General features: G+C 67.5%; 8 protein-coding genes. 1 reads left to right on the top strand and 7 read right to left on the bottom strand.

Annotated features, from left to right (window positions below):
• Nucleotides 1-56: 56 nt before the first annotated feature.
• From ABTV10_RS19730 to ABTV10_RS19750, 5 genes are all read right to left on the bottom strand, one after another.
• Nucleotides 57-410, bottom strand: a complete 354-nt coding sequence (locus ABTV10_RS19730; protein WP_433606735.1) for a hypothetical protein — start codon at nt 408-410, stop codon at nt 57-59.
• A gap of 163 nt (nt 411-573) precedes the next feature.
• The gene (locus tag ABTV10_RS19735) at nt 574-2,112 is read right to left on the bottom strand and encodes a DHA2 family efflux MFS transporter permease subunit (protein WP_499029569.1); all 1,539 of its coding nucleotides are present in this window, start codon (nt 2,110-2,112) and stop codon (nt 574-576) included.
• On the bottom strand, nt 2,109-2,579 hold the full coding sequence (locus ABTV10_RS19740) for a MarR family winged helix-turn-helix transcriptional regulator (RefSeq protein WP_499029571.1): 471 nt from the start codon (nt 2,577-2,579) through the stop codon (nt 2,109-2,111). Before ABTV10_RS19740 ends, ABTV10_RS19735 begins: the two co-directional genes overlap by 4 nt.
• A 151-nt stretch (nt 2,580-2,730) precedes the next feature.
• On the bottom strand, nt 2,731-3,696 hold the full coding sequence (locus tag ABTV10_RS19745) for an NADPH:quinone oxidoreductase family protein (protein WP_499029573.1): 966 nt from the start codon (nt 3,694-3,696) through the stop codon (nt 2,731-2,733).
• Between the two features lie 45 nt (nt 3,697-3,741).
• Complete coding sequence (locus ABTV10_RS19750; protein ID WP_499029576.1) at nt 3,742-5,436, bottom strand: FAD-dependent oxidoreductase; 1,695 nt, start codon at nt 5,434-5,436, stop codon at nt 3,742-3,744.
• Between the two features lie 219 nt (nt 5,437-5,655).
• Here ABTV10_RS19750 and ABTV10_RS19755 point away from each other — a divergent pair, with 219 nt between their 5' ends.
• The gene (locus ABTV10_RS19755; RefSeq protein ID WP_499029578.1) at nt 5,656-6,459 is read left to right on the top strand and encodes an acyl-[acyl-carrier-protein] thioesterase; all 804 of its coding nucleotides are present in this window, start codon (nt 5,656-5,658) and stop codon (nt 6,457-6,459) included.
• On the opposite strand, the gene ABTV10_RS19760 is transcribed toward ABTV10_RS19755, so the two are convergent.
• The gene (locus tag ABTV10_RS19760) at nt 6,460-6,660 is read right to left on the bottom strand and encodes a hypothetical protein (RefSeq protein WP_174912506.1); all 201 of its coding nucleotides are present in this window, start codon (nt 6,658-6,660) and stop codon (nt 6,460-6,462) included.
• Nucleotides 6,661-6,814: 154 nt separating this feature from the next.
• A complete protein-coding gene (locus ABTV10_RS19765; RefSeq protein WP_499035223.1) occupies nt 6,815-10,798 on the bottom strand; it encodes a DNA-directed RNA polymerase subunit beta' in 3,984 nt (1,327 codons plus the stop codon).
• Between the last annotated feature and the right edge of the window lie 7 nt (nt 10,799-10,805).

A 10,805-nucleotide genomic window follows, 5' to 3' on the forward strand; every position in this document is an offset into this window, starting at 1 on the left:
TTGTTTATGCGGGTGTGTGTGACCGAAAGCCCGCGTCGGCGCAGGTCAGAGAGTGATCAGGCGCTCAGATCGGCTTCCGCGCCCCAGTCCCGCCGACCGCCGCTCAGCGACCACGCGAAATCGGGCGCGCGGGTCACGGCATGCTGCCGCTCGATCGCGAAGTTCGTGACCGGGAGGCGCTCCACCAGACCGGAATCGGCCAACATGTTCCCCACCACCCCCTGCTCGAACATCGAGAACGCAGTGTGGTTGACCGATTGGACGGCGACCTGGAGCGCCGTGAGCGCGGTGTCGTGCGGGCCGAACTCGGCCAGCGTGTGACCGCCGTCGACCGTGGTGCCGACCACCGCGTAGTAGTGCCAGTGCGAAGTGTTGTCCGGGTTGTGCGCGACGTCAGGCTCGACAGCCATGATCGCCCCTTCCCTACTCGAGGCTCCTGACGCGACGATAGAACCGACCCCCGACAGGATCGGGGCGACGCGCCGACGCGACCTCGAACGATGCACAAGGACCCCCGTGCGAAACGAATCGCACAGGGGCCCTTTGCCCGAGAACTCCGGAGAGTACCGAATGTCAGTGCATCATCACCGGCTGGACTTCCTCGGTCGTCGGCGTGGTGCGCCGGCGCGGCAGGAAGAACGCGGGGATCAGCGTGCAGAGCACCAGCACGAACGCGACGGTGAACGTGTTGCCGAACGCGTCGGCCGCCGCACCCAGGATCTGTTCCGGCATGCCGGGGGGCTCGGAGGCCACGACCTGGTCGAAGTGCTGCGCCATGACATTCTCGTTCGTGAGACCACGGTCGAGGAGCTGGTTCGTCAGGATCACGGACATCGTCGCGGTGCCGATCGAGCCGGCGGTCTGCTGGACGATGTTCATCAGCGTCGAACCACGGGCGATCATCTCGTTCTTCAGCGTGACCATGGCGGCCGTCATCAGCGGCATCATGGTGCAGCCCATGCCGAGGCCCTGCACGAAGAGCGAGCCGAGCAGCAGCCAGTACGGCGAGTCCGACGACAGCTGGGTGAAGGCGAACATGCCCAGTGCAATCAGCGGAAGACCCGTCAGCACGATCTTGCCGGGACCGATCTTGTCGACCAGTCGGCCGGCGATCGGCATCGTCACCATCGCGCCGATGCCCTGCGGCGCGAGCAGCAAGCCCGCGGCCAGGGTGGACTCACCGCGCACCTGGATGAAGTAGCTCGGGAACAACAGACCTGCACCCATGAACGCGACGATGAACGTCGACGTCGTGAGCACCGCGACGGTCAGCTGACGGTTCCGGAACAGACGCAGGTCGATCAGCGGGTGGTCCTTGCGCAGCGCGTGGAACACGAACCCGACGATCAGAACCAGCCCGATGCCGGCCGAGACGAGAACCCGGGCCGAGGCGATCGTGCCGGTCTCCGGGATCGAGGACACACCGAACAGGAACAACGCCAGACCCGGTGAGAGCAGCACCATGCCGACGAAGTCGAACGCCTGCGACGGGCTCGGCGTGTCCTTGGGCAGCAACTTGAACGCGGCCGCCAACGCGACGATGCCGACGGGCAGGTTGATGAGGAAGATCCAGTGCCAGCTGGCGGCGTCGATCAGCCAGCCACCCAGGATCGGGCCACAGATCGGGCCGAGAAGCATCGGGATGCCGAGCACCGCCATGACCCGGCCGACACGCTCCGGGCCCGCCGCGCGGGTCATGATCGTCATGCCGAGCGGCATGAGCATGCCGCCACCGAAACCCTGCACCACACGGAATGCGATGAGCGAGGTGATGTCCCACGCGAACGCGCACGCCACGGAGCCGGCAACGAAGAGGATCAGCGCGCTGATGTAGAGCCGTTTGGTGCCGAACCGGTCGGCCGCCCAGCCGGTGATCGGGATGACGGTGGCCAGCGCCAGCGTGTACGCGGTCATCGTCCAGGCGACGACCGCATAGGTCGTATCGAACGTTTCGATGAACGTCGGCACCGCGACACTGACCACGGTGACGTCGAGGATGGACATGATGGCGCCGAGCACCACCACGGAGGCGATCTTGAGGACCGCGCCGTCGATCTTGTCCGACTCGGGGGCCCCGGGTTGGGGTCCGGTCGTCGAGTTGGGCGTCGTCATGTACAGAATTCCTGACTTCGGGCCCGCAGGGCGTGGCCTGCGAGTATCGGTTGAAGGGCCTCGAGCAACCGCCTGCGATCCGGCTGGTCCAGCCGTCCCGCGAAGGCACGGAGCTCGTCACGCTTGTCTTCGAGATGACGGGAGACCAGGGTTCGCCCGGACTCCGTCAGCGAGACCCGTTTGATCCGGCGATCTTCGGGGTCCTCACGGCGCAGTACCAATTCCTGGCACACCAACTGGTCGAGGTTCCGACCGGCAGCGGCCACCGACATCCGAAGACACTCGGCGACCTCGTTGATCGCGATCGGCTCCCCGTGCTGCGCCAGCACGAAGAGCGCGCGAACCTGAGAAAACGACAGGTCCATCGCGACAAGGGTGTCCATCGACTCGGACTCCCCCATGCCCAGAAGACGCATGATGAACTCCTCGAGCGCGTCGTAGACCTCATCTGGAGTCACATCTGCCACGAACGGAAATAGTAGCGACTGCGCAACTATTGCAACAACGCAAGGATGCTGGGTCCCCACCCAATCCGCGACCCGTCCACGACACCATGAGCCCCGGACCTGCAGCAACAGATTTTCCGCGCAGGAGGGCCTCAGGTGATGAGGAACACACTCATTCCTGCACGAGGACGGCCTTCCCGAGGACCCGGCCGGCCTCGAGGTCGGCGAGCGCCTCGGCGGCCGAGGCCAGCGGGTACCGCGCCTTGACGATCGGACGCAACCCCGCCCGGACGTGCTTCACCAGGGCCGCATGCGTTTCCGCGAGCGCCGACGGCTCGTGCCGCAGGAATTCGCCCCACGCGGCGCCGACGATGCTGATGTTCCGGAACAGCACCCGGTTGACCTTGACGGACGGGATGCCACCGCCCGCGAAACCGATCACGAGCAACCGTCCCTCCGGCGCGAGGGCGCGCACCGCGTCGTCGAACGCGTCACCGCCGACCGGATCGACCACCACATCGGCACCGCGCCCGCCGGTGAGCTCGCCCACCCGCGTCGCCCACCCGTCGGTGAGTCGCACGACGTCGTCCGCGCCGATCTCGCGCAGGAAGTTGTCGGCGCCCTCGCGACGCACCACCGCGATCACCCGCGCGCCGTGCGCCTTCGCCAACTGGATCGCCGACGTCCCGACACCGCCCGCCGCGCCGAGGATCGCGACGGTCTCCCCCGGCTGCAGCCTGGCCCGGCGCCCGAGCGCGAACTCCATCGTCTGGTAGTTGATGATCAGCGACGCGGCCTCGTCGAAGGACAACTCGTCCGGAATCGGCAGCACCAGCGCCGGCTGGACCGCGACCTGCTCGGCGTACCCACCGAGACTCGACACCGCGAGCACCCGCTGCCCCGGCGCGAATCCGCTGTCCTCCGGGGCGCTGACGACGACACCGGCGACCTCGGTGCCGGGCACGAACGGCGGTTCCGGCCGCAACTGGTACTTGCCGTAGCTGATCAGCAGGTCGGGGAAGCACACGCCGCTGGCCTTGACGTCGATCAGGACCAGGCCGGCCGCGTCCGGTTCGGGGACGTCCTGCACCACCATCGACGCCGGCCCCGCCAGTTCCGTGACCACCACTGCGCGCACTTCCCACCTCCGAATCCGCTGGGCCAGGATGCCCTGCCCGTGACGCTACCCGGCGAACAGGCCCCGACGCCTGCGCCCGACCGCCACCATCTCGGCCGTTTCGGTCATCTTCACCCGCGGCCGCCCCGCAGCCAGACCGCGGGTTCGTTCCGCGCGGTCGATCGCGTCCCAGCCGCGCCGGGAGATCCGCTCGGGCTGCCGACGGGCGAGCAGCTTGCCGAGTTCCCGGCGCCCCCCGGCCGGGGCCGGCAGGCGCCGCGCCTCGAAGTCCTCGACGATCCGCGCCACCGTCTCCTTGGCGCACGCCTTGTTGGTGCCGATGACGCCGTTGGGACCGCGCTTGATCCACCCGGTCACGTACACCCCGGCGAGCGGCTCGCCGGCACCGTCGACCACGCGGCCCCGATCGTTCGGGATCACGCCCCGGCGGTCGTCGAACGGGACGCCCGCGAGCGGTCGCCCGCGGTAGCCGATCGAGCGCAGCACCAGCGACGCGTCGATCCGTTCGGTGCGCCGGGTGGGCCGAGCCGTCAGCGCACCGGACGCGTCCTCGACCAGCTCGTTGGCGACCACCGTCAGTCCGGCCACCCGGTTGTCGCCGAGGATCTCGGTCGGCGACGCCAGATACCGGAACACGATCCGCTTGTTGCCCACCGTCGACGTGCGCTGCGAGAACTCCTGCGCCAGGCGCACCTTCATCCCCACCGCCGGCTCGACGGCGCCGCTGTCGAGGAGCGCCTGCGACGCGGGGTCGAGTTCCGCCTCCGCCGGCTCGATCACGACGTCGACACCCGGCAGGTCGCCGAGGGCCAGGAACTCGGGATTGGTGTACGCGGCCTGCGCGGGACCGCGCCGACCGAGCAGCACCACCTCGCGAATACGGCTGTGCCGCAACGCTGTGAGCGCATGGTCGGCGATGTCCGTCTCGGCGAGATCGTCCGGGTCCGCCGTGAGGATGCGGGCGACGTCGAGGGCGACGTTGCCGTTGCCGACGACGACGGCCCGCTCGCCGGACAGGTCGAATGCGCGATCCGCGTAGTCGGGGTGCCCGTTGTACCAGGCCACGAACTCGGTCGCGGCGTGGCTGCCGGGCAGGCTCTCGCCGGGAATCCCGAGCGCACGGTCACTCGACGCACCGACCGCGTAGATCACCGCGTGGTGATGGTCCAGCAGCTCGGCGTGGCTGACGTGCCTGCCGGCCTCGACGTTGAGGTGGAACTGGAACGCGTCCCGCCCCAGGGACCAGTCGAACATCTCGGTCACCGCCTTGGTACCGGGGTGGTCCGGCGCGACACCCGCGCGAACCAGCCCCCACGGCGTCGGCAGCTTCTCGAACATCTCGACCTCGACGTCGGAGCGCCGCAGCAACTCCTCGGCGGCGTAGCACGCGGCCGGTCCGGCGCCGACGATCGCGACACGGAGCGTGCCGAGGTCGCGCACCGGCGGGGCGGCCGGGGTCAGCGGGGTCCAACCCGGCTGCAGCGGGTGCCGCGTGTAGTAGTCGGCGTTGATGTCCCGGTACCGCTCGAGCGACGCGGTCAGCTGGTCCTCGGGGAAGATCGCGTTCACGGGACAGGCGTCGACGCACGCGCCGCAGTCGATGCACGCCTGCGGCTCGATGTAGAGCATCTCCGTGGTCGCGAACCCCGCCTCCTCCGGCGTCGGGTGGATGCAGTTCACGGGGCACGCCGAGACACAACTGGCGTCGTTGCAGCACGCCTGGGTGATGACGTAGGCCATTTCGATTCCCGCCCTTCACGCGCTCGGGCGTGCTGCACGCCCGGTCACCGCGCCGATGTGACAGCCCTTGTGTGACAGATTTCATGTAACAATGAGTTACAGCTACAGGACTGTACGCGGCCCCGGAGGGCGAAACAAGCATCGTCCGCGGAATCGGGTGACGCCTCGCCGGCGACCTGCCACAATCGCTGGCGACAACCGCCGAACCGAGGGATCACCGTGGCTTCCGAGCAGATCGTCCCCGCAACGCAGATCGTCACAGCAGCGCACGTGCTGGCCCCGGCGCCGCCCCCCGAACGCTGCTTCGAGGCCACCCGGCCCATCCGCACCGCGGACGTCGACAGCGCGTACCGTCTGCGACTCGACGGCGTCGCCCGCTACCTGCAGGACATCGGCAGCGACAACCTCGCCGCCTTCGGATTCGACGACACCGATCCGCTGTGGGTCGTGCGGCGCACCGTGATCGACGTGCTCCGGCCCGCCGTCTGGCCGGGACGGATCCGCCTACGCCGCTGGTGCTCCGCGCATTCGACGCGGTGGTCGGCGATGCGGGTGCAACTGACGAGCGACGCGGACGGCCTGATCGAGACCGAGGGATTCTGGATCAACATCGGCACCGACACCGGCATGCCGGCCCGGATCAGCGACGGTCTGCTGGAGAGCCTGGGGAGCACCACCGCCGAGCACCGACTCCGCTGGAAGCCGTGGCTGCCGGCGGCCCCACCCGAGACGGACGACAGGGAGGACCGCGACGCCGGGGACCGCACGTTCCACCTGCGGACCACGGACATCGACCCGTTCAACCACGTCAACAACGCCACCTACTGGCACGCGGTCGAGGAATACCTGACCGACCGGCCCGACCTGCGCGACGTACCGCACCGGGCCGTCGTCGAACACCTGAGCCCGGTCTTCGCCCGCGACCACGTCCGGATCCGCACCAGCGCCGACGACACGTCCCTGCTGCTCTGGTTCCTCGTCGAGGACGACGTGCGGGCGGTCGCGCGCGTCGAGACGCTGTAGCTAGAACACCTTCTTCGCAACCACCGCGAGGCCGGCGAGGACCAGCGTCACCAGCAGCGCCGTCCCGAAGCCGGTGAGCCACCACAGGACGCCGAACACGACGATGGCGGGCGCGGCGACGATCAGTGCGATCGTCGGGCTCTCCCGCACCACCTCGAGCGCGCTTTCGGCCTTGACCCGGTCGATCTTCTTTCCCGCCATCTCGGTTCCCCTCATCTCGCCCGGCTTGCCCGATTAGTCCGACTCGGCTTCAGGATACGCAGTGCTACTCCATCCAGAATGCACGAAGGTCCCGCCCCCGGGTGGGGACGGGACCTTCGTGTCGGACATTCCTACCGATTACCGGTAGTCCCGACTAGCGGTAGTCGCTGCCGAAACCGTAGTCGTCCAGCGGAACAGCGGCGCCGGTGCCGGTGCCGAAGCCCTCCGGGCTGTAGTACTGGTCGTCGTAGGACGGAACCGCGTACGCAGCCGCACGAGCCTCCTCGGTGGGCTGAACCTGGATGTTCCGGTACCGGTTGATGCCGGTGCCGGCCGGGATCAGCTTGCCGATGATCACGTTCTCCTTGAGACCGATCAGCTTGTCCGAGCGGCAGTTGATCGCCGCATCGGTCAGCACTCGAGTGGTCTCCTGGAACGACGCGGCCGACAGCCACGAGTCGGTCGCCAGCGACGCCTTGGTGATACCCATCAGCACCGGACGGCCGGCCGCGGGCTCGCCGCCCTCGGCGACGACGCGACGGTTGGACGCCTCGAACTCCGCGCGCTCGACCAGCGAACCGGGCAGGAACTCCGTCGCACCCGAGTCGATGATCGTGACGCGACGCAGCATCTGGCGCACGATGACCTCGATGTGCTTGTCGTGGATCGACACACCCTGGCTCCGGTACACCTCCTGAACCTCGTTGACGAGGTGGATCTGCACCTGACGGGGGCCCATGACACGCAGCACCTCGTGCGGGTCGGCAGCGCCTTCCATGAGCTGCTGACCGACGTCGACGTGGTCACCGTCCGCCAGCAGGCGCTCGGAGCCGTCGTCGTGCTTGAACACGCGCAGACGCTGACGCTTCGAGAGCTTGTCGTAGACAACCTCTTCGCCACCGTCGTCCGGGACGATGGTGATCTTGTAGAAGCGCTCGCCGTCCTCGAGCTGCACCCGGCCGGAGACGTCCGCGATGGGCGCCTTGCCCTTCGGGACGCGGGCCTCGAACAGCTCCTGGACACGAGGCAGACCACCGGTGATGTCGGCCGCGCCGGCCGCACCACCCTGGTGGAACGTACGCATCGTCAGCTGGGTACCGGGCTCACCGATCGACTGGGCGGCGACGATACCGACGGCCTCACCGATGTCGACGAGCTTGCCGGTGGCCATCGAGCGGCCGTAGCACGTGGCACACACACCGGTCGCCGTGGTGCAGGTGAGCACCGAGCGGACCTTGACCTGCGTGACACCCGCAGCGAGCAGCGCATCGATCGCCGGATCGCCCAGGTCGTGGCCACGCTCGACGATGACGTTGCCGTTCTCGTCGACCGCGTCCGCGGCGAGGGTGCGGGCGTACGTCGAGGTCTCGACGTGCGCGTCGCGGATGATCGAGCCGTCGGCCTGCTTCTCCGCGATGTGCGTGATGATGCCGCGCTCGGTGCCACAGTCGACCTCGCGGACGATGACGTCCTGCGAGACGTCCACCAGACGACGGGTCAGGTAACCCGAGTCGGCGGTACGCAGAGCGGTATCGGCCAGACCCTTACGAGCACCGTGCGTGTTGATGAAGTACTCGAGAACCGTCAGGCCCTCCTTGAAGGAGGACTTGATCGGACGCGGGATGAACTCACCCTTCGGGTTCGTCACCAGGCCCTTCATACCGGCGAGCGAGCGAACCTGAGTCATGTTGCCGGCCGCGCCGGACTTCACGATCATCGGGATCGGGTTGTCGTCGGGGAAGTGGGCCTCCATGGCCTTGCCGACCTCGTCGGTGGCCTCGGACCAGATCTTCACGAGGGCGCTGTTGCGCTCGGCGTGGTTGAGAGCACCGCGCTGGTACTTCTTCTCGATCTGGTCGGCCTGCGCCTCGAACTGCTCCATGATCTGGGACTTCTCCGGCGGCACGAGGACGTCGGAGATCGAGACCGTCACGCCGGAACGGGTGGCCCAGTAGAAGCCGGTGTCCTTGAGCTTGTCGACGGTCTGCGCGACCACGATCATCGGGTAACGCTCGGCGAGATCGTTGATGATCGTCGCCTGACGCTTCTTCGGCATCTGCTCGTTGATGAACGGGTAGTCCGCCGGGAGCAGATCGTTGAACATGACGCGGCCGAGGGTGGTCTCGGTGATCCAGGCGTCGCCGTAGTTCCAGCCCTCGGGGAACAGCTCCGCCTCGACCTCGCGCGGCGGACGCTGATGCGTCAGACGCACCTTGATACCCGCCTGCACCGACAGCACGCCACGGTCGACAGCCATCTGCGCCTCGGCCGGCGACGAGTACACGCCGTGCTCCGCCTGACCGTCGGTGGCCGGCTTGTACTCGCCGATCGCGCCGTCGACCTGACGGGTCAGGTGGAACAGACCCGTCACCATGTCCAGACGCGGCATGGCGAGCGGGCGACCCGACGCCGGCGACAGGATGTTGTTCGACGACAGCATCAGGATGCGGGCCTCGGCCTGCGCCTCCGCGGACAGCGGCAGGTGCACGGCCATCTGGTCACCGTCGAAGTCGGCGTTGAACGCCTCACACACGAGCGGGTGCAGCTGGATGGCCTTGCCCTCGACGAGCTGCGGCTCGAAGGCCTGGATGCCGAGGCGGTGCAGCGTAGGTGCACGGTTGAGCAGCACCGGGTGCTCGTTGATGACCTCTTCGAGGACGTCCCACACCTGCGGGCGCTGACGCTCGACCATGCGCTTCGCGGACTTGATGTTCTGCGCGTGGTTGAGGTCGACCAGCCGCTTCATGACGAACGGCTTGAACAGCTCGAGCGCCATGAGCTTCGGCAGACCGCACTGGTGCAGCTTGAGCTGCGGACCGACGACGATGACGGAACGGCCCGAGTAGTCGACGCGCTTACCGAGCAGGTTCTGACGGAAGCGGCCCTGCTTGCCCTTGAGCAGATCGGACAGCGACTTCAGCGGACGGTTACCCGGGCCCGTGACGGGCCGGCCACGACGACCGTTGTCGAACAGCGCGTCGACGGACTCCTGCAGCATCCGCTTCTCGTTGTTGACGATGATCTCGGGGGCACCGAGGTCGATCAGTCGCTTGAGGCGGTTGTTGCGGTTGATGACACGGCGGTACAGGTCGTTGAGGTCGGACGTCGCGAAACGGCCACCGTCGAGCTGGACCATCGGACGCAGCTCCGGCGGGATCACCGGGACGGCGTCGAGAACCATGCCCATGGGCGAGTTCCCCGACTGCTGGAAGGCAGCCACGACCTTGAGACGCTTGAGAGCGCGCAGCTTCTTCTGGCCCTTGCCGCTGCGGATGGTCTCGCGCAGCGACTCGGCCTCGGCCTCGATGTCGAAGTTCTCCATGAGCTTCTGGATGGACTCCGCGCCCATCGCGCCCGTGAAGTACTCGCCGTAGCGGTCGACCAGCTCGCGGTACAGCGACTCGTCGACGATGAGCTGCTTGACGCTCAGCTTGGTGAAGGTGTTCCAGATCTCGTCGAGCCGGTCCAGCTCACGCTGGGCACGGTCACGGAGCTGGCGCATCTCGCGCTCGCCGCCGTCCTTGACCTTGCGGCGGACGTCGGACTTGGCACCCTCGGCCTCGAGCTCGGCGATGTCGGCTTCGAGCTTCTGGGCGCGGGCCTCGAGATCGGCGTCGCGCTGATCGGCGACGGTCTTCTTCTCGACCTCCATCTCGGCCTCGAGCGTGGAGAGCTCGTTGTGACGCAGCTCCTCGTCGACACCGACGATGACGTAGGCGGCGAAGTAGATGATCTTCTCGAGATCCTTCGGAGCCAGGTCGAGCAGGTAACCGAGGCGGCTCGGCACACCCTTGAAGTACCAGATGTGGGTCACGGGAGCCGCGAGCTCGATGTGGCCCATACGCTCACGACGCACCTTCGCGCGCGTCACCTCGACGCCGCAGCGCTCACAGATGATGCCCTTGAAGCGGACACGCTTGTACTTACCGCAGTAGCACTCCCAGTCCCGGGTGGGGCCGAAGATCTTCTCGCAGAAGAGGCCGTCCTTCTCGGGCTTGAGCGTGCGGTAGTTGATGGTCTCCGGCTTCTTGACCTCGCCGTAGGACCAGTTGCGGATGTCTTCCGCGGTCGCGAGACCGATGCGGAGTTCATCGAAGAAGTTGACGTCGAGCACGTAACTTCCTTTCCCCAGAGGGATTGTGGAT

The sequence above is a fragment of the Paraburkholderia sp. RHO2 genome (assembly GCF_050955445.1).
Taxonomy (GTDB): Bacteria; Actinomycetota; Actinomycetes; order Mycobacteriales; family Mycobacteriaceae; genus Prescottella; species Prescottella agglutinans_A.

What these genes read in the sequence shown, in the direction of transcription:
- ABTV10_RS19730 (WP_433606735.1), bottom strand. Translation starts at nt 410, where the DNA reads ATGGCTGTCGAGCCTGACGTCGCGCACAACCCGGACAACACTTCGCAC.
- ABTV10_RS19735 (WP_499029569.1), bottom strand. Translation starts at nt 2,112, where the DNA reads ATGACGACGCCCAACTCGACGACCGGACCCCAACCCGGGGCCCCCGAG.
- ABTV10_RS19750 (WP_499029576.1), bottom strand. Translation starts at nt 5,436, where the DNA reads ATGGCCTACGTCATCACCCAGGCGTGCTGCAACGACGCCAGTTGTGTC.
- ABTV10_RS19760 (WP_174912506.1), bottom strand. Translation starts at nt 6,660, where the DNA reads ATGGCGGGAAAGAAGATCGACCGGGTCAAGGCCGAAAGCGCGCTCGAG.